This is a genomic window from Streptomyces rapamycinicus NRRL 5491, assembly GCF_024298965.1.
Taxonomy (GTDB): domain Bacteria; phylum Actinomycetota; class Actinomycetes; order Streptomycetales; family Streptomycetaceae; genus Streptomyces; species Streptomyces rapamycinicus.
Map to the genome: position 1 here is coordinate 11,186,668 of NZ_CP085193.1, position 19,273 is coordinate 11,205,940.

Below are 19,273 nucleotides of genomic sequence, written 5' to 3' on the forward strand. Positions count from 1 at the left end.
TCGATGCCTGACGCCGGGTCATACTGGAACGGTTCCGGGGCCACGCCTCTTTGATCATGAATCTCGGAACACGACCTCGGGGGAATGGGAGATGGGTCGGTGGAGAACGTTCCAGGGTGCGCGGAGCCCACGCTCCGGATCAGCCAGACGCACTTTCCGGTGGAGACCCTGGGCCCGGGGCGGCGCCTGGGCATCTGGTCCCAGGGGTGCGGACTGGCCTGCGCCGGCTGTATGTCCCGGCACACCTGGGATCCATCGGGCGGCGCCTCCCGTACGGTGTCGTCCCTGCTCGGGCTGTGGCGCGAGGCGTTGGCCCGGGGCGCCGACGGGCTGACGGTCAGCGGCGGCGAGCCGCTCGACCAGCCCACCGCCCTGGAGGCCCTGCTGGCCGGGGCGGCGCGGGCCCGTGCGGAGGCGGTGGCACCGGGCGGCCCGGCGGCGGGCCGCGAGATCGACATCCTCCTGTACACGGGATACGAGGAGGAGGAAGTGGAAGCCGACGCGGTGCGCTCCGCCGCCGTCCGCCACGCCGATGTGCTGGTGTCCGGGCGCTTCCGGGCGGCCGAACCCACCGCCCTGGTGTGGCGCGGCTCGGCGAACCAGCCCATGCGGCCGCGCACGGAGCGGGGGCGGGCGCGTTACCAGGAACATCTGGCCCGGACGGAGAGCGGGCCGCGTCTGCAGATGGTCGAGGGGGACGGCGATGTGCGGCTCTACGGAGTGCCGCGGCGCGGCGAACTGGCCGCGCTGGAGCGTCGGTTGCGGCGGGCGGGGATCGCCCTCACCGGTGCCAGCTGGCGCCCCTGAGCGGGGGCACCGGCCCGGCTGGTACGGCGCGTGGTGGGCCGGTCCGCCGTGCTCACAGCGCGCCCACGGCCTCGGCGATCTCCCGGCTGCGCACCACCAGATGCACCCGCCAGCGGGCGTCCCGGGCGAGTTCGTCGCGGATCGCCCAGCGCAGCCAGGTCGCGCTGACCGCCGGTGCCAGTCCGCCCCGCCCCGCGCCGAGCAGTGGAAAGCAGATGGAGGACAGGGCGGGCTCGTAGCGGTCGCGCTCGGCCCGGGCGAGCGCGAAGCACGCGCTGACCGCGCGGGCGATGCTCTCCGGGCGGACCTCGTACGTGTCGTCCAGCGGTGTGGCCACCGCGGCGTGGTAGATCCGCCGGACGCCGCGCGCGGCCAGCGCCCCCGGCGAGGTGGGCACCACCGTGCCCGGCCGGATCGGCAGCCCCGGGCGGCCGTGGGCGCGCAGCCACGCGGCCAGTTCGCGGGCGAGCACATCGTCGACGATCTCTCCGGCGGGGTCGCGTACGGCGGCGGCCAGGCGCAGCGCGCCGGAGACGGTGGGGCGGAAGGTCTTGGACATCTCCAGGTAGACGTTCTCCGAGGAGACCAGCACCTCGATGTCCCGCAGCAGTTCGATGGGGGAGACATGGAGGGTGAACGTGCTCTGCGCGTCCACCGGCACACTGTCCACCCGCAGCGGAGGCTCCTGGCCGATCCGGCTGACCCGGCCGCCGCGCGCGAGCGTGCTCTGCCCGGCCGCGCTCGGTTCGGCGGGAAGCCGGGCCCCGGCGCCCGGTCCGGGGCTCCGTCCCGTCGGGCCCGGTCCACCGGAGAGGGGCGGCGGCTCGCGCAGGATGGTCAGCACGGCCTCGGCGAGTTGCTGGACGACCTGCGGTTCCTGGTGCTTGCGGAACCGCTCGGAGGTGACTCCGTACACGGCGGCGGCCGTCTTACGGCGGTCATGGGCGGGCGCGCCCCGGCGGTCGGGGAGCAGTCCGAAGGTGTGGGCCGCGGCCTGGCCCAGCAGATCGCGCTCGCCGAGGCGCCGTACCGCCTCCTTGAGCAGCGCCTCGATACCGGCCGGGGCGTCGTCGGAGCCATCGCAGAAGCCGCCCGCCACGGCCGCGGCGCGCAGCGCCGGCCGATCGATGCTGCGCAGATCTGGCAGCCCGGGCCTGCGTATGCTTTTGAGTTCTTCCAGGAGTTGATCGTATGTGGGCAAATTTGACTCAAATGGCTCCTGACTCATGGTCACCAGGCTAGCGACCGGCCGAGAAAGAGGAAATCGGTCTCCCGGCGGCCGTTCCCTGCCGGGCTTTGTACCGCCGGTAATTCACGCCGCGCTGGAACAGATTTCCGATTTCCGGGGTTCCGCTTTCTTGATCCACGGCCCGGCGCCCCCCGCCCGCCGTCGCCGCCATGAATGCGACAACGCCTGCCCGTTCACGAGGTGACCTCTGTGACCCATCCGCACCGGCAACCGCCCCCCACGGAATACGAGGACGACGAGGAGTACGGGGTCTCCGGGGAGCCCGGAGGGCCGCGGCGCGCGCACGACGCCGGGCCGCCGCCCACCGAACACGAGGAGCCGCCCCCGTCGGCGGCCGCCGCATCGGCCGGGCCCACCGAGGACGAGGTCCCCTCGGCCGCCTCCGCGCAGGCCGCGGACGGGGGTCGCGACCTGCGCGGGGACACCGGAGCGCTGCCCGTCTCGCTGCGCGGCCGGTTCCGCCTGAGGGCCGTGCTGCGCCGCCCCGACCATCCGCACCAGGCGGCCGTCTACCGTGTCGAGGACGACCGCGGCAGCCACATCCTGAAGTGGTACCACCGCGGCCACGGCCCGGACCGCCGGGTGTGGGAGCTGCTGCGGGACCGCCCGCGCCGCCACCTCACCCACTTCACCGAGACCAGCGACACCGGGGCCGACGGCCATCCGTACGACCTGGCGCCCTCCTACGGCGAGACCGACCTGGCCGGATATCTGGGGGACAATCCCGGCCCGGCCGACCCCGTGCTCATCCACGGCGTCGTACGGCAGTTGCACGAGGCCCTCACCACCCTGCACGAACTGAACATCGTGCACCGGGACCTCAGCCCCGCCAACATCGTGCTCGGCAGCCTCGACCCGGCCCACCCGGACCTCGTCCTCGTGGACTTCGCCGTCTCCGCCCACGAACCCGCCGAGCGCTACACCCGGGACGAGCGCTGGGTCGGCACCGCCCTCTACATGTCCCCGCAGGCGTCGCTGCGCCACCAGCTGATCCATCCGCCCGCCGACTGGTGGTCGCTCGGCATGATCGTCGCCGAGATGGCCGGGGGACGCCACCCCATCCGGTTCACCGACAACGACTTCGTACGGGAGGAGATCAGCTCCCGCGCCCCGGATCTGTCCCCGGTCACCGACCACCGGCTGCGGCTGCTGTGCCGGGGGCTGCTCACCCGTGACCCCGACCACCGCTGGGGCACCGACGAGGTGGCGCAGTGGCTGGTGGGCGGCTCGCCGCCGGTCGCCCCCTGGGAGGCGGGCGCGGCCCCCGGCGCCTCGGACCCCGCGGACGACCCGGACATCGACCCGTTCGCCTTCCTCGGCGAGCGCTACACCAGGCCGAAGCAGCTGGCCAGGGCGTTCAGCGAGAACTGGCGGCCCGCCCGGCAACTCCTCTCCCGGCGGCGCGGCCGCAGTGAATTCACCCGCTGGCTACGGCAGTTCGAGGGCGTTCCGGGCCGCGACCCCGAGGAACTGACCGCGCTGCTCGGCCTCCTGGAGCCGCACCACCCCGCCCCGCCGCCGCGTGAGCCCAAGCCGGTCACGATGGTGCGGCTGATCACCTGGCTCGGCCCCACCCTCGACGCCTCCTACCGCGGGGTTCCGCTGGACCACGCGGGGCTGGGCGATCTGCTCCGGGAGGCCGGGCGCGGCGATGAGTTCGCCCTCTCCGTCGTGGCGGACCTGCGCGACCACACCATCCTGCCGCTGCTGGACTCACGGCCCGGCGGCGAAGGGCTCGCCGAGGTGCAGCAGCGCTGGCTGACGGCCCGCTCCCGCTGGCAGCACACCGTGGACGAGGCGCTGCACGCGTCGCCCTGGCTGCGCGACCGCCGTGCCGAGGTGCGCGCCGCCACCCGGCTCGACCGCTCCCGGCTGGCCGCCCTCCTCTCGCTCGCCGCCGCCCCCACCGCGCACCGGCGCAGGCTCCGGGAGCGGACCGCCCGTATCCAGGCGGCGTTCCCGAAGCCGGTGGCCTGGTACGGCCGGTTGCTGCGCGACCCCGACGACCTGGTGCGGATGCAACTGGCCGAGTGGCTGGCCGGATTCGCCGAGCAGGAGTCCACGGAGGCGCAGGGCCGGGTGAACGACGAGCGCGCCCTCCTCCGCCAGGAGCGCGACATGGACGTGGCCACGCTGTGGGTGCGCAGACAGGACATGCTGCCCACGCTCGGCTGGGCCCTCGGCGGAGCCGTCGGCCTAGTCCTCCCGTGGATCTTCGCGATCGGCCTCGGCGATCTGGTGGGATGGCCCGCCCAGCGCGCGGTGCTGACGGCGTGGATGCTGGCCGTCCCGGCGGCCGCCGCCGTGCTGGCGCTGGAGCTGTGGACGGCGTACCGCATCGGCAGCCCCGGCTACCATCCGGACCGTTCCCTGGCCGGGCTGCTGATCGACCGCGCGCTGCCCGTGGCCCGGTTCATCCGCCGCCCCGGCTCGCGCTTCCCCGTCCAGAGCCTGCTGATCCTCCCGGCCATCGCCCTGTTGTGGGCCACCGTGGCCTACGCCCCCTGGGTGTGGCCGGTCGCCACGGTGGCCGTTCTTCTCTGGTGGACCTGGCACCGGACGCGGTGCTGGCGCCGCTATGTGGCGGAGCTTCGTGGCCGGGACGGCCGGGTCCGCCCCGGCCGTCCGAGGGCAACCGCCCCGCCGACGTCAGGGAGTGTCACATGAGTTCGGGCCAGGCGATCCCCAGCATCGGCGATGTGATGCCGGATGTGTACTTCCCCCAGCCTCCGGCCGCCGAGACCCTCCAGCACACGGTCCAGGACACCGTCCAGAACACCGGAGTGCCGCACCAGACGGTCCAGGGCACCGGGCTGTCGGACCACATCGGCACCGGTGTCGGCCAGCACATCGGCGACGCCGTGCAGAACGCCGGGGGCCATGCGCTGCACGCCGCCATGGACCAGCTGCACGACCTGATGGTGCCCGCTCTGATCGGCCTCGGCTCGCTCAGCGGGGCGCTGCTCGTCGGCCGCGCCACCATGGCCGGGGCGCAGGTGCTCGCGGCCGCCGCCATCCGCGCCGCCGAGTACCAGGCCGAGCTGCGGGAGCGGCAGTTGGACGCCCGGCAGGCCGCCGAGTGCTGGCGGGACGCCGCCTTCGCCGCCGTCCGGGCCAACGCCCGCCTCGACACGCTCCGTGCGCGCATCCGGCGGGCCGCCACGGCCGCCGGACCCGACGGGCCCCCGGAGCCGCCCGACCTGCCGCCGCCGCTGGCCCTGACCGGCATGAGCCTGGACGAGGTGTGGCGACGGCTGGCCGACACCGACCGCCGGCTGCGCCGCGCGGAGGTCGCGTACGCACGCGCCACCATGGAGGCCGCCGCCCGCCCGGTGGCCGGAGCGCACCCCGCGGACTCCGGCTGGCACGCCACCCTGCGCGCCCGCCGCGTCAAGGCCCTGGAGGCGTACGAGGAGGCCGCCACCGAAACCGAGGCCCGCGACGCGCTGCCGCAGCCGCCGCCCGCCGCCACCGCGGCCCCGGGCGAGGAGGAAGTGCTGCGGCTGGGCGCCGACCTGCTGGCCATGCTGCCGCGGAATGTGGCGGTGGCCGACTACCGGCTGGTGGAGGAGAAGGTCACCGTCGCCGCGGAGGTGGCCGCCCAGCGGCCCGCGGCGGCCAGGCGCCATCTGCGGGAGGCCGCCCGGTTCGCCGAGCGGGTCTCGCGTGACGCCGAGCGGCGGCAGGAGACCGAGGAGTGGGCCGCCCAGCAGCTCGCCTTCCTCCGCGCCGACCACCCCGGCACCCCCGTTCCACTGCCCGACGCCGGGGCGGAGATCGCCGTCCTGGAGCGCTTTCTGCACCACGGCGGGACGCTGGAGGAGGCCGAGCGCGCCCGCGTCGCGGCCCGCGTGGGAGAGCGGGGCGACGCGCATCAGCGGATGTACGCCGCGGAGGTGATCCGCGCGGCGGTCCAGCGGTCGGAGCCGGAGACGGCCGGATACGCCACCTCCGGAGCGGTGCAGTTCATCGACTGGACCCCGCCGGGCTGGGGGGACGACCACTGGCTGCGCGTCAGCGTGGACGCCGAGGGCACCGCCCGGGTCTCCACCATGCACCGCGAGCGCGACCCCGCCGAGGAGACCGACGGCGATCTGGACCTCGACTGGCGGCGGTGCGTCGAGGCCCCCGACCATCTGCGCGAGCTGCGGAAGCTGGCCGAACGGGCTGGGCTCAGCGTGCCGTTCGAGTTCGACGAGCCACCCGCGCGGCCGGCCCCGCGCACGGCGGCCCGCCCCGCCCACGACCATCGCACCGGACCCAAGGTCCGCCACCGTGACCAGGAGACGTAAGTATGACCGAGGCAGCCACCTCCCCGGACCGCGGAGACCGCAGCCTCCCGGCCTTCGCCGAAGAGCTGGTCGGCACGCTCAGCGTCCACTCCCAGTACGTCCTGCACGGCAGCATCCGGGACATCCACCTCGTCCGCCACGACAAGGACCCCGACGTGGGCGGTCCCGAGCGGACGTACGACGCCCACCACACCCTCACCGAGGTGCTGTGGAACGCCCTGTGGCAGGAGGGGTACGAGGCGCTGATCCGCTTCGACATCGCCGACGGCTTCACCGTCGTCGCGGGCCCCGCGGCCAAAGAGGTCCGCGAGGTGCTGCACGGGCGGGACGCCACCGGAGCCGGGCGCGCCCGCCGTGCCGACACCCCCGTCCACCTGGCCGACGCGGAGCGGATCCTGGGTGACATCGTCACCGGCTGGAAGCAGCGGGGGCGGCAGCAGAAGACACCGGACGGACGCCCCCGCCCGGACACCGCACAGCGTCAACAGCCCTACCGGGTGGTCCTGTTGATCGACTACGCCGCCCGGATCCCCACCGATGTCACCCGGCTCAGCGATGCGGAGCGGGACTTCTTCCTCAACTGCCTGAAGCTGGCCGAGGACGCGCGGCCGATCTCCTCACCGGGCAGCGGACGGCGGCTGTTCAACCCCGTGATCTGGCTCGCCGACGGGGAGCGCGACCTGCCCACCTGGCTGGTGGCGGGCAGCGAACGGGTCCGTACCATCGGCATCCCGCTGCCCGACCTGGGCAGCAGACGGCGCATGGCCGAGCTGCTGGCCGGGGAGCACACCGCCGCGTCCGCGCCCGAGGACAACGGGGACGACGGGCCGGTGCGGCTCGACAAGCAACGGCCGCCGGACGAGCACGACCTCGACACCTTTGCCCGCGCCACCGCCGGACTGACCCTGCGCGCGATGCGGGAGAGTGCCCGGATGGCGCTCGACCGCGGGCTGTCGTTCGCCGAGATGCGGGACGCGGTCCGGGTCTACCAGCTCGGCGTCAAGGACAACCCGTGGCAGGCGGATTACATCCGCGCGCAGATCAAGAAGGGCGAGGCGGATCTGCGGGCGCGGGTGAAGGGCCAGGAGAAGGCGGTCGGCAAGACCCTCGACATCCTCAAGCGCGCCGCCCTCGGCCTCTCCGGCGCCCAGGCGTCCCACCCCGGCAGCCGGCCGCGCGGTGTGCTGTTCTTCGCCGGGCCGACCGGCACCGGCAAGACCGAGCTGGCCAAGTCGGTGGCCAAGCTGCTGTTCGGCACCGAGGACGCCTGTCTGCGCTTCGACATGAGCGAGTTCTCCGCACCGCACTCGGTGGACCGGCTGCTCGGCGCACCGCCGGGATACGTGGGCTACGAGGCGGGTGGCGAGCTGACCACGGCGGTGCGCAACGACCCCTTCCGGGTGGTGCTGTTCGACGAGATCGACAAGGCCGACAAGGGGGTGCTGGACAAGTTCCTCCAGGTGCTCGAGGACGGCCGGCTCACCGATGGGCAGGGGGTCACCACGTACTTCAGCGAATGCGTGCTGATCTTCACCTCCAACCTCGGGGTCAGGAAACCGACCGGCGAGGGCGGCCGCGAAGGGCGGGTGGCCGAGCCCGGTATGCCGTACCACCAGCTGGAGGAGATCATCCTGGCCAATGTGAAGGAACACTTCGTGGAGGGGATCGGCCGCCCGGAGCTGATGAACCGGTTCGGCGGCAATGTGGTGGTCTTCGACTACATCGACGCCAAGGTGGCCGCCGAGATCTTCGACTCCCAGGTGGGCAACATCCAGCGGGTGCTGCGCGAGGACCAAGGGGTGCATCTGCGCCTCTCCGACGAGGCGCATCAGGCGCTGTCCACCTACTGCACGGCGGATGTCGACAACGGCGGCCGGGGCATCGGCATGCTGCTGGAGACGCATCTGATCAACCCGCTGGCACGGGCGCTGTTCGACCAGGAGCAGCTGGCGGGCACGGTGGTCACCGTCACCGGTGTGCGGCCCGCCACGGACGGGACGGTGGCCCTGGACCTGCGGGTGGTACGCACCGGGGCCGCGGGTTCCGGTCCCGGCGGCGGCCGATGAGTGGTGGGGCCGCTCCGGCGGGGTGGTGGCGCGAGCCGGACGACGAGGAGGGGGAAGCACCGGCGGGTCCGCCGGAAGCGGCCCCACCGGCGGGACCGGCGGAAGCGGCGGGGAGGGCGGACGCGGAGGCCCCGGAGGCGCGGCCCGTGCCCGAGCCCCGGCCGGAACCCCGGCCCGCGCCGCCCCCGGCCGGGGTCGAGGTGTCCGCGCCCTGCTGGAACTGCCGTGCGCCGGTGGCCCCCCGGGACACCCGCTGCGCGTCCTGCGGCCGTGCGCGCACCCATGCGCTGCTGGTCTGCGCCGAGCCCTGTCTGGAGCTCCGCCACGGCCCGGGCCCACCGCTGGGCTTGGGCCGCCACCCGGACTGGGCGCCCCGGACCGCCGCCGCGTTCGCGGGCTGGAACAAGGTCTCCCGGCATCATGCCTCGATCACGGTGGAGCCGGACGGCACCGCCTGGGTCGAGGAGCCGGAGGCGGGCAGCCGCAACGGTACGTATCTCAACGGTGCCCGGATCGCGGCGGGTGTGCGCACCCCCGTCCGCGACGGCGACCAGCTGCGGCTCGGGCTGCGGGTCAGCTTCGCCATACGGCTGTACGGACCGGAGCCCGGCACCGGCTGAGCCGGTGCCGGGCGGGGTCGCGGGGCGGACCCCCGTGCCGCCCCGCGCGCTCATGCCCGCATACCGGGCGGAATGATGACCGCCCGCAGCGGTGCCAGCAGCTGGTTGGCCTCGCCCGCCCCCTCGAACGTGCCCAGGTTGTGGGCCTGGCCGGGCACCGCCTTCAGTGGCTCCTCCCCGCAGCGGTCGCCGAACAGCACCAGGGCGGGGTGCGGGCGGTGCCGCCGCGACTGCCACACCAGCCCCTGGGCGTCCGGCACCTGACGCCGGATCTCCCTCGCCCAGGCGCGGGTCTGCGCGTACTCGTCGGTCTCCAGCAGCCAGGAGGTCTGGAACACCGCGGCCAGGTCCTCCTCCTCGACCAGCCGTACCAGGAGCAGATGCTCGGTCACTCGCACCTTGGACAGCGAGCGGGGGGCCGCCAGCGCCCACGGCACCTGACGCCGCCCCTCCGGCCCGGTGAACTCCATGTCCCGCAGCATCACCTCGGCGAGGGTGGTGGCCGGTGCCACGGCCGCGTAGAGATAGGGGTACCGGTCCTCGGTGGTGGCGTCGAAGCGGTTGCCGCCGAAGAAGGAGTGCGCGGGCCTCGGGTTGAACTCGGTGCAGGCGTAGGCGGTTTCATGGCACCTCCACAGCTCGGTGCCCGCGCTCAGGACGAACAGGTTCGGACTCATCCGCGCGCCCTCGGGGGGCGCCTGCCTCACCATCCGCCGTCTCCGATCAGCGCGGCGGCGGCCTCGGTCAGCCGGGCGTCCGGCACCCGCCCCACCAGGGCGGCGGGCGCGTCGCGCAGCCAGGTGTTGCCGCCGAGCCACCAGTCGGCGGCGCCCCACGGGTCCTGGTCCGACAGCAGCATCCTGTTGATCCGCTGCACCACCGGCCGTGGCTCACCGGTGTCCGGGTCGAACTGGAACTCCGGGTAGCGGTCGCCGCGTTCGGGATCGGACAGCCGGATCAGCCCGGCCCCGGTGGGATCCTCGGCGGCCGTGCCGGTGAGCTGCTCCGGGCCCCGCGCGGGGGCGGTCAGCAGCCGTTGCCGTACGGCCCGGGCGATCTCGGCGCTCTCGGGGTCCAGCGCCGGCCAGTCCACGGAGTCCAGCAGCCGGATCAGCTCGGCCAGCCGGTCGGTGTCCGGCAGGACCGCGGCGGGAGCCGCGCCCCCGGACCTGAACTGGTCCAGCTTTCTGCGCAGTTCCATCTCGCGGGGGAGGGGCAGCAGCGCCAGCCGCACCTGCCGCACGGCACCGCGCACGGCCCTGGTGTCGTCTTCGGCGGCCCGCAGCCGCAGCACACTGTCCTGGAAGCCGCTGAACTGCGCGGCGGTGAGCGAGGCGCGGATCTCCGGCAGATGCCGGCGCAGCAGCTCCAGGAGATCGTCGGTGGTCATGCCTGTCGTCCTTCCACGGGTGCGTGGGGCGCGGGGTTCCCCTGGTGGATGAATCCGGCCCAGGAGACGGTCCGGGCCAGGCCGCCCGCGTCGCGCTGCGTCTCGGCCAGCAGAAGCCCGGTCAGCCCGGGGACGGGGTGGCGGTCATGGTCGAGCATCCACAGCTGGGCGGCGCGCAGGGCGTCCGGCGGGGCCAGCCCGACGACGGTCAGCCGGTGGTGGAAGACCACCATCAGCGCGGCCGAGGCGCTGTCCGAGACCTTCCACCGCGAGCCGACCACATCCGTGGCGCCGCGCGCCAGCAGTGCGGTGGTCGGGGTCAGCGCCTCGTCGTGGTCACGGCTGCTGAGGTCCGTCTCGCAGGCGCTGAGCACGATCAGCGGCCCGGTGGCGGCCCGTTCCCCGGCGGGTACGTCGAGGATGCGCGTAACCGTCAGCCTGCCCGGGGCCGGGGTGTCCGCGGGGTCGGGGGCGTCTGCGGTGTCCGGGCCGGCCAGGTGGAGGGCCGAGTCGGTGGGCCGCAGCCCGGCCAGGCCGTGCGCCACCAGGTGCAGCAGCGAGGCGGCGGGCGCGGCCGGGCCTCCGGGCAGGTGGAAGAGCACGTCGTCGGGCGTGCCCAGGGCGTGCCCGGGCGCGTCCTCGTGCCAGCCGTAGAGCAGGGCCTCGGTGTAGTACGCGGTACGCAGCGCCGTCACCTCGTCCTGCGCCCAGGTCAGATCCCCGCTGGGGTCGGCCACCAGCACCGCGCGCTCGTTCGCGGGCACCCGGCCGCGCCGGGCGGCCCGCAGGAACTCACCGCCGGACGCGGCGTACGAGATGACCGCGTCCTCGCAGGCGTACGCGTACCGGCGCCGCACACCGTCCCGTGGCCCGGGGAGGCGGGCGGCGTGCCACGGCACGGCACCGAGGTTGCCGCACGGCACGAGGACCAGCCGGACCGGCGCGTCGCGCTCCCCGCGCCCGTCCTCCGCTTTCCCGCGCCCGCCTTCCGTCGTCCCGTACCCCCGCACCAGATCGGAGCCGCGGCCCGGCAGCCGCTGCGCCGTCTGCTCGGCCAGGTCGGCCATCTGCCCGAGGTCCCGGGAGCGTACGACGGCGGGCACCCGCTCGAGGATGTCGGCCGCCCAGAACAGGGATTCGGCGGCTTCTTCGGGGAGCGTCGGCGCCAGGTCGGCCACCAGACCGCGCAGCTCGGTCAGATCGGCGGTGAGCTCAGGGTCCCCCAACGCCACTCGGCGCCCGATGTCGAAGGACTCCAGGAGACGGGACAGGGTGCCGTCCCATCCGGCCGTCATGGCGGGCGTCAGCAGCAACCGCACCAGGTGGAAGGCGGAGGCACGCTCGTCCCGTGGGCCGAGCACCGCAGGGGCGCGGGCGGCCCGCAGCACCCGCAGGCCCCTGCTCCGGTCGCCGTCCGTGGGATCGCGCCCGTAGCGCTCGGCGTACAGGCCTCCGAGCCGGGCGCGTACGGTGCACAGCAGCGCGTCCCCGTCCGCTACGGCCGCCGCCAACTCGGCTTCCAGGCCGTCGAGTTCGGTGATGTGCCGGTCGAGCAGGGTGGAGTCGGCGGTGAGCGGCGGCCGAGTGCCGTCGGGCGCTCGCGTGGCCGCCGGGCCGTCGGACGGGCCGTCCGGACCGGGGTCCTGCGATCCGGGGTCCTGCGATCTGGGGTCCTGCGATCCGGGGTCCTTCGAACCGGTGCCGGCCGCCGGGTGCTCGGGCGGGGGCGGGGCGATCCACGCCAGCGCGTCGGCCGCGGCCCGTTCGGCGCGGTCACGTAATGCCGCGAGATCCCTGCCGTGCATGAAACGTCCCCCTTCGTCATGCCGCTCTCAATCATCCGCCCGTCCGCGCGGGCACAGGAGTCCTTTGATCGCTCTTTCCGGAAACCGACCAGAAGACGTCCGCGAATCGCCCGGCCGGATACGCGGGTGCGGAGCATCACCGGGTGTCCGGACCGGACGGCGAGGAGCGCCGGGTGCCGGGCACGTGCCCCCGGCACAACCCCGCCCACCTGCGGCAAAGGGGAAAACGGACATGAGGTGAATCGCATGACATCCCGTCACGCCCGGTGAGACACCTTTATCGATGCGTGACCAAATGTGTGGGTGGCGTGCTCGGCCGAGCCCTACTCTCGCCGGTGAACCAACGTTTCTGCACAGGACCCCCGCGGCGAAAAGGGTGGAGCGTACATGTACGGCACGATCGACGGGTTCAACTACGGGGCCGTCACTCCGCTGGCGGCCTACCTCATGGCCTGTCTGGGAGGAGCCCTCGGCTTACGCTGCACCGCCCGGTCGGTGCGTACCCAGCGCCCCTGGAAGGCGGGCTGGCTCGCGCTCGGGTCCGCGTCGATCGGCTCGGGCATCTGGACGATGCACTTCATCGCCATGATGGGGTTCCATGTGAAGGAGACCCCGATCGGCTTCGACATACCGATCACCCTTCTCAGCCTCGTCGTGGCGATCGTCGTCGTGGGCATCGGCGTCTTCATGGTCGGCTACCGGGGCACCTCCCCGGGAGTGCTGCTCTCGGCCGGTGTCTTCACCGGACTCGGCGTCGCGGGCATGCACTACATCGGGATGTCCGCGATGCGCATGCAGGGGCATCTGGAGTACTCCGTGCCGACCGTCCTGCTCTCCGTCCTGATCGCGGTCGCGGCCGCGACCGCCGCCCTCTGGGCCGCCGTGACCATCTACGGCTTCCGCGCCAGTCTGGCGTCGAGCATGGTGATGGGGGTCGCCGTGACCGGGATGCACTACACGGGCATGGCCGCGGTCAGGGTGCGGCTGGACGATGTGCTCAGCGCCTCCGTGGGCGGTGAGGCGCCCGCTTCGCTCATCCTCCCGATGCTGATCGGCCCGGTGATCTTCCTGGTGATCGCGGGGACCATCATCATGTTCGATCCGCTGCTCGTCCTGGGCGAGGGGGAGTGGAACGAGAAGAAGGCGGACAGTGCGCGCAGGACCCCGCCGCCACCACCGCCCCGGCCGGTCTGGCCCGCCTGGCCACCGGAGGAGCCCGCCCGGGCCCGGACCTGGCCACCGGAGGAGCCCGCCCGGGCCCGGACCTGGCCACCGCAGGAGGAGCCCGCCCGGGCCCGGACGAGCCGCCCCGCCCCGCGCCACGGCCGCCGGGAGTACCGCGAGTGGTGAACCCACGACCGTTCCGGGGCCCTGTCGTCAAATGATTACGGGGTCCGGCTCACGGCCGGGTGGTACGTCGTTGTGGGCCCTCCGCATCCGTGGCGTCGTTCGTTGTCACCGGCGTCGGCGGCTTCCAGGACGCGGTGGCGGCCTCTCTGACCAGGGCCGTCACCGAGTCCGGGGTGACCCGCGTCGTCGGACTCAGCAGCTGGGGCGCCCAGCACGCCGAGGGCACAGGGCCGGTCGCGGGGCTCCACCGTTTCGAACGGCTCCTGTCGGCCGCCCCCGGGGTCGACACGCTGTGGCTGCGGGCGGGTTACTTCATGGAGAACCTGCTGGATCACGCGGACACCGCGAGGGAACACCGCCGTATCAGCGCTCCCCTCGACCCGGATCTACCGCTGCCGTTCGTCACCACCCGGGACATTGGCACAAGGGCCGCCGAGGAGCTGGTCACCGGCGCCTTCAGCGGTACGGAGGTGCTGGAGCTCCAGGGCGGGCGCGAGGCGAGTATGAGGGAGGTCACGGAGGTGATCGCGAATGCCGTGGGCGCGCACGACCTCGTGTACGCGCAGCTCAGCCTCGACGCCTTCCGTGCGGAGCTGCGCGGGAACGGCGTTTCCCCCAACGTCGAGCGGATGATGGCCGAGGTCGGCACGTCCCTCAACTCCCGGCACACGCGAATGCGGCAGCCCCGTACCGCCCGTACCTCAACTCCCACCTCCATCGAGAAGTTCGTCGAGGAGGAGTTCGCTCCCCGGTACCGCCGTGCCGCGCGGACCGAGTCGTCCGAGGCCACGCCCGCATCAGGCCGGAAACGGGGGCGGAGCGTGGCCCATGGACCGTACCGCTGAAGACAGCGCCTAATGGAACCGGTGCGTTCCCGACCAGCCGGGATCGCCGCTCATGGCGAAGCGCACCCACGCGCCGTGCATCTCCGTGGCCAGCGACGCCGGGACGTCCGGTCCGAGCAGTCCGTTCGCCGTACGGAGCGCGGGCAGATCGGTGGTGTCGAAGACGAACGGGAGCTCCACGGCGTGGCACGCGCCGAATGGCCCGCCCCGCCAGTCGAAGTCGTAGGTGAACGCCTTGCCGGAGCGGGACACCAGCCGCTCACGGGCGTCGCGGAAGATCGCGTCGATGGCCGCGCCCTGATCCGGCCGCTGGTAGAGCAGTGACTCCTGGGTGTTCGTGCCCACCAGCAGGTCCACCGGATGCGGCGGTGGCGTGTCGTCGAGCCCGTCGAGCACCACACCGAGCGGCGACAGCCTCGGCCCCACCCCCGGCACCTCGGCGAGCGCGGACACCAGACGCTCGTCGGGGATGTCGGCGAACGCCTCGACCGTCGCCGGAACGCCCAGCCGGTCCGCCAGGGCCCGGGTCGTCTCCGCCGCCTCGGCGCCGGTCAGGGCGTGGAGCCCACCGCTCTGGCTGATCGCGCCCCGGAACAGCCCGGCGGCCTCGGGCATCACCAGCAGCGCGCTGATGATCATCCCTCCCGCCGACTGCCCGAAGGCCGTGACCCGGTCCGGGTCCCCGCCGTAGTCCGCGATGTGCTCACGCACCCACCGCAGTGCGGCGAGCACGTCCAGCAGGCCCCGGTTGCGCGGGGCGTCCGGTAGATCGAGCCAACCCAGCGCGCCGAGGCGGTAGTTGAGGGTGACCAGGACCACGCCGTCGCGGGCGAAGGACGTCCCGTCGTACACCGGCGCCTGGCCGGTGCCGGAGAGGAACGCGCCGCCGTGCACGAAGACCATCACCGGGGCGTTTCCGTCGGTCCGCGGCGTCCAGACGTTGAGCGTCAGATAGTCCTCGCCACGCACCCAGCCCGGCCCCGTCAGCGGGCTCAGATCCGCCGGGAACCGCCGCTCGGGTGCCGGAGCCGTCGGCCCCGGCACCCGAGCGGCGCCGGGTGCGGCGGGTACGCCGGGCACGGGGGCCGGTGCGGCGAATCGCGCGGCGCCGGTCGGCCCGGCCGCGTACGGGATGTTCCGGAACACTTTCACTGCCATGCCGCCCACTCCTTCACCGCGAACCGCCCGCCGTCACGCCGCACTTCGGCCGCGCTCGCACCGGGGAAGTGCGCGGGGAACAACAACGCACCCTCGTCCGCGGCCGCGCCCAGCACCCGGCGCCGGGAGACCCGCGCCCGTGGCTCGTCCTCGTCGAAACAGGGACAGGCGTCCGGCTCCACGATCTGCAGCGGGCTGTGCATCAGATCGCCCACGAAGACCGCCCGATCCGTACCCGACCGCAGCCGCACCACCGACGAGCCGGGGGTGTGGCCCGCGGCGGGCTCGACGCGCAGCTGCGCGTCGACGTCGTAGTGGTCGCCCTCCCACAGCACGGCCTGCCCGGCCCGGTGGACCGGGGCGACGCTGTCCTCGAACACATTCGTCATCCGGCGGCCGGAGCGGGTCCGATGCCCGTTCTCCGGGTTCCAGTAGTCGAAGTCGACGCGGGGGAGCAGGTACCGCGCGTTGGGGAAGGTCGGCCGCCACTCACCGTCCGCCCATGAGGTGTTCCAGCCGACGTGGTCCCCGTGCACATGGGTGCAGATCACCAGGTCCACATCGGCCGGGCGGACCCCGGCCGCGGCCAGCTCCGCGAGGTAGTTCGTGTGCAGATGGTGGAAGGGCGGCATGCCCGGCCGCTCCCGGTCGTTGCCGATGCCCGTGTCGATCAGGATCGTCCGGCCCTCGCTGCGGAGCAGCCAGGTCTGGATCATCGTGCGGATCTCATCGGCGGCCGGATCCAGGAATTCGGGGGCCAGCCAGTTCTCGTGCGCGCGCCAGAGCTCAGGGGCCACGTCGGGAAAGACGAAGCCACGTGGCAGACCCCTCGGGGCCACCTCTACCACGCGGGTGATCTCGACGTTTCCAAGCGTGATGGTGTCCATGTCCCCAGCCTGCGCCCCGGCGGGCGCCGGCGGTATCGGTCAGATGACTGCACCACGTAGAGTCAAAGGATGACCATGGTCGGGCGGGAGAGTGAGAGCGCGGTCGTACTCGGTCTGACCAGCGGTGTACTGATCCTCACGGGTGAACCGGGCGCGGGCAAGAGCACCCTGCTCGGCCTCGCGGCGGATCGTCACCGGGGCCGGGTGCTGCGGATGACGGGCAGCGAGAGCGAGGCGAACCTGACGTTCGCGGGGCTGCATCAGCTGCTGCGTCCGGTGCTGGCGGAGACCGCGCGGCTGCCGGGGCGGCAGCGGTCGGCGCTGCTGGGGGCCATGGGCCTGGGGGCCGACTTCGGGGGCGGTGGTTTCGGGCAGGCCGAGCCCGACGACGCCCACCTCGGGGAGGCCGGACCCGACGGGTACGACACCGGACGCGGCGGCCCGCCCGATCGGCTGTTGCTCGGGGTGGCGCTGCTCACGCTGCTGTCCGACCTCGCCCGGCAGTCGCCCGTCCTCGTGGTCGCCGACGACCTGCAGTGGATCGACGCGGGCTCGCTGGAGCTGCTCGCCTTCGCCGCCCGGCGCATCGGCGACGAACCCCTCGCCGTGCTGGCCGGGGCCAGGGACAGGGCGGGCGAGGGCGCCCGGGGCGGGGCCACGGCGCCGTTCTCCGGCTTTCCCCTGCTTAACCTCGACCCGCTGGACGCGACCGCCGCGGGCCTCCTGCTGGACCGGCAGCCGTATCCGCCGACCGGCAGCCGCCGGCTGCGCATCCTCGACCAGGCCGCCGGAAATCCGCTGGCGCTGATCGAACTGTCCCGGGCGAACGGCGCCTGTGGCGTGGACTCGGCCGGCTCCGCCGACGGTGAGCTCCTGCCGCCCACCGATCGCCTGATGCGGGTCTTCGCCGCCGACCTCGAGGCCCTGCCCGAGGCCACCCGGCGGGCACTGCTCCTGGCGGCGGCGGACGACCGGGCGGTGGCGGACCGGGTCGAGGCGCTGGCCCCGGCCGAGGCCGCCGGACTGCTGCGGATCACCGGCGGTGGCCGTGACGGCTGGCGGGCCCGCTTCCGGCATCCGCTGATCAGGTCCGCCATCTACCACTCCGTACCGCTGGCCGCCCGCCGTCAGGCCCACCGCGACCTCGCCACGCTGCTCGGCGCCGAGCCGGACCGCCGGGCCTGGCATCTGGCCGCCGCCGCGGAGGGGCCGGACGAGGAGATCGCCGCCGCGCTGGAGGAGTCGGCGGCCAGGGCCCGGGAGCGGGGCGGATACACCGCCGCCACCACCGCGCTGGAGCGGGCCGCGGAGCTGAGCCCCGGGCGGCGCGACCGGGCCCGCCGCCTGGTGGCCGCGGCGGGTGCCGCGGTGTCCACCGGACAGCCGCACTGGGTGCGGCGGCTCGCCGCGCAGGCCGCCGCGCTCACCGACGACCCGGAGCTGTCGGCCGAGGCATCCCTGCGCGTGGGCCAGGTGCTCACGCTGAGCACCGAGCACGACACCGCGATGTCCTTGCTGCTGCGGGCGGCGGAGGACCCCAAGCTGCGCCGGGCCGCGCTCTCCTCGGCGTCGGTGGCGGGCTTCTACTCGGGCGACGAGGAATACCGCCGCACCGTACGGGCCCGGGCACACGACGACCCCTGGACACTCACGGTGACCGACCCCACCGCGCACCGGTCCGAGCGGGTGGCGGCGATCCCGGCGCTGGTCGAGCGGGCGGACGGCGACCCCGCCCGGCTCATCTCGCTCGGCGCGATGGCCTGGCTGCTCGACGAGACCGCACTCGCGGTACGGATCTTCGACGACGCCCTCCACCGCTGGCGGCTGGGCGGCTCCCTGCCCATCGGTCTCGGCTGCTCGGCCGGGTGGTCGTACCTGGACCACGGGCGGTGGGCGCAGGCCCGTACCGCCGCCGTGAACACCAACTCCGCGGGCGCCGGGCTGCCGCACCTCGACGCCGCCGCACGGTCGCTCGAGGCCGCCGCGCTCGCGCTGACCGGACGGACCGATGAGGCCCGTACCGCGGGCTCGGCCGCGCTGTCCCTCGTCGACCCGCACCGCAGCCGCGCCGTCGCCGTCCGGGCCCGGTGGGCGCTGGGCATGGCCGCGGTGGCCGACGGCGACCACGTCGGCGCGTACGAGCAGTTCCGCCTGCTGTTCACCGCCGACGGTGACCCCGTCCACTACGCGTGCTCCTACCCGGGGGTCGCCGAACTGGCCGCCGCAGCCATCCGCACCGGCCACGGCGCCGAGGCCGCCGCCATCGTGGAGCGCACCGCCGACCGGCTCGCCGAGGACCCCTCGCCCCGGATGCGCGTCCTGATCCACCGCGCCCGCGCCCTGCTCGAACCGTCCCGGGCCGAGCCGCACTTCACCGCGGCCCTCGCCGAACCGGCGGGCGGCCAATGGCCGTTCGAACGCGCGCAGATCCTGCTGGACTACGCCGAATGGCTGCGCCGCCGCCACCGCATCACCGAGGCCCGCCACCAGCTGAACACCGCGCTGGAGACCTTCCGCCGCCTCGGCGCCCCCTCCTGGATCGACCGCACCCAGGCCGAACTGCGCGCCGCCGGTGTCGAATCCGCCCCCGCCGGTCCCGACGCCCTCACCTCGCTGTCCCCGCAGCAGCAGCACATCATCCGCCTGGCCGCGCAGGGCCTGAGCAACCGCGAGATCGGCGAACGGCTCTTCCTCTCTCCCCGCACCGTCGGCTCCCACCTCTACCGCAGCTTCCCCAAGCTCGGCGTCACCGCCCGCTCCCAGCTGCGCGACCTGATCGAGGCGTCCGGCCGGTAGTAGTGGCG

Annotated in this window: 14 protein-coding genes; 8 read left to right on the plus strand and 6 right to left on the minus strand. The window is 73.9% G+C overall.

Features of this window, described 5'->3' with window-relative positions:
- The first annotated feature begins 99 nt into the window (after positions 1-99).
- Positions 100-807: a 4Fe-4S cluster-binding domain-containing protein gene (locus tag LIV37_RS46170; protein ID WP_121826578.1), complete on the plus strand. Its 708-nt coding sequence runs from the start codon at positions 100-102 to the stop codon at positions 805-807.
- A 52-nt stretch (positions 808-859) separates the two neighbouring features.
- Here the strand turns inward: LIV37_RS46170 and LIV37_RS46175 are convergent, their stop codons facing one another.
- On the minus strand, positions 860-2,035 hold the full coding sequence (locus LIV37_RS46175) for a macro domain-containing protein (protein ID WP_214664190.1): 1,176 nt from the start codon (positions 2,033-2,035) through the stop codon (positions 860-862).
- A gap of 210 nt (positions 2,036-2,245) precedes the next feature.
- On the opposite strand from LIV37_RS46175, the gene LIV37_RS46180 reads away from it, so the two are divergent.
- The 4 genes from LIV37_RS46180 to LIV37_RS46195 all read left to right on the plus strand — a co-directional run bounded on the left by LIV37_RS46180 (position 2,246) and on the right by LIV37_RS46195 (position 9,034).
- Entirely contained in the window at positions 2,246-4,723 is a 2,478-nt protein-coding gene (locus LIV37_RS46180; protein ID WP_020873967.1) for a protein kinase domain-containing protein, read from the plus strand.
- Entirely contained in the window at positions 4,720-6,348 is a 1,629-nt protein-coding gene (locus LIV37_RS46185) for a hypothetical protein (protein WP_020873968.1), read from the plus strand. Before LIV37_RS46180 ends, LIV37_RS46185 begins: the two co-directional genes overlap by 4 nt.
- A 2-nt stretch (positions 6,349-6,350) precedes the next feature.
- Positions 6,351-8,414, plus strand: coding sequence for an AAA family ATPase (locus LIV37_RS46190; protein ID WP_020873969.1), 2,064 nt, complete (start codon positions 6,351-6,353; stop codon positions 8,412-8,414).
- A gap of 146 nt (positions 8,415-8,560) precedes the next feature.
- Positions 8,561-9,034: an FHA domain-containing protein gene (locus tag LIV37_RS46195; protein WP_020873970.1), complete on the plus strand. Its 474-nt coding sequence runs from the start codon at positions 8,561-8,563 to the stop codon at positions 9,032-9,034.
- A gap of 50 nt (positions 9,035-9,084) precedes the next feature.
- Here LIV37_RS46195 and LIV37_RS46200 read toward each other — a convergent pair whose 3' ends face one another.
- The 3 genes from LIV37_RS46200 to LIV37_RS46210 are packed head-to-tail and all read right to left on the minus strand — an operon-like array spanning position 9,085 to position 12,229.
- The gene (locus tag LIV37_RS46200; protein WP_121826735.1) at positions 9,085-9,711 is read right to left on the minus strand and encodes an RES family NAD+ phosphorylase; all 627 of its coding nucleotides are present in this window, start codon (positions 9,709-9,711) and stop codon (positions 9,085-9,087) included.
- 26 nt (positions 9,712-9,737) lie between these two features.
- Complete coding sequence (locus tag LIV37_RS46205) at positions 9,738-10,424, minus strand: hypothetical protein (protein ID WP_020873972.1); 687 nt, start codon at positions 10,422-10,424, stop codon at positions 9,738-9,740.
- The gene (locus LIV37_RS46210; protein ID WP_121826576.1) at positions 10,421-12,229 is read right to left on the minus strand and encodes a CHAT domain-containing protein; all 1,809 of its coding nucleotides are present in this window, start codon (positions 12,227-12,229) and stop codon (positions 10,421-10,423) included. Before LIV37_RS46210 ends, LIV37_RS46205 begins: the two co-directional genes overlap by 4 nt.
- Before the next feature lie 387 nt (positions 12,230-12,616).
- On the opposite strand from LIV37_RS46210, the gene LIV37_RS46215 reads away from it, so the two are divergent.
- Positions 12,617-13,579, plus strand: a complete 963-nt coding sequence (locus tag LIV37_RS46215) for an MHYT domain-containing protein (protein WP_020873973.1) — start codon at positions 12,617-12,619, stop codon at positions 13,577-13,579.
- An 89-nt stretch (positions 13,580-13,668) separates the two neighbouring features.
- Complete coding sequence (locus LIV37_RS46220) at positions 13,669-14,424, plus strand: Rossmann-fold NAD(P)-binding domain-containing protein (RefSeq protein ID WP_020873974.1); 756 nt, start codon at positions 13,669-13,671, stop codon at positions 14,422-14,424.
- A gap of 9 nt (positions 14,425-14,433) precedes the next feature.
- Here the strand turns inward: LIV37_RS46220 and LIV37_RS46225 are convergent, their stop codons facing one another.
- Together LIV37_RS46225 and LIV37_RS46230 are read right to left on the minus strand one after the other, a co-directional pair.
- Positions 14,434-15,582: a carboxylesterase family protein gene (locus LIV37_RS46225; RefSeq protein WP_020873975.1), complete on the minus strand. Its 1,149-nt coding sequence runs from the start codon at positions 15,580-15,582 to the stop codon at positions 14,434-14,436.
- A complete protein-coding gene (locus tag LIV37_RS46230) occupies positions 15,573-16,469 on the minus strand; it encodes an MBL fold metallo-hydrolase (RefSeq protein WP_020873976.1) in 897 nt (298 codons plus the stop codon). The genes LIV37_RS46225 and LIV37_RS46230 overlap by 10 nt, the downstream gene beginning before the upstream one ends.
- A gap of 69 nt (positions 16,470-16,538) precedes the next feature.
- Here LIV37_RS46230 and LIV37_RS46235 point away from each other — a divergent pair, with 69 nt between their 5' ends.
- Entirely contained in the window at positions 16,539-19,265 is a 2,727-nt protein-coding gene (locus tag LIV37_RS46235) for a helix-turn-helix transcriptional regulator (RefSeq protein WP_243146533.1), read from the plus strand.
- Positions 19,266-19,273: the final 8 nt, after the last annotated feature.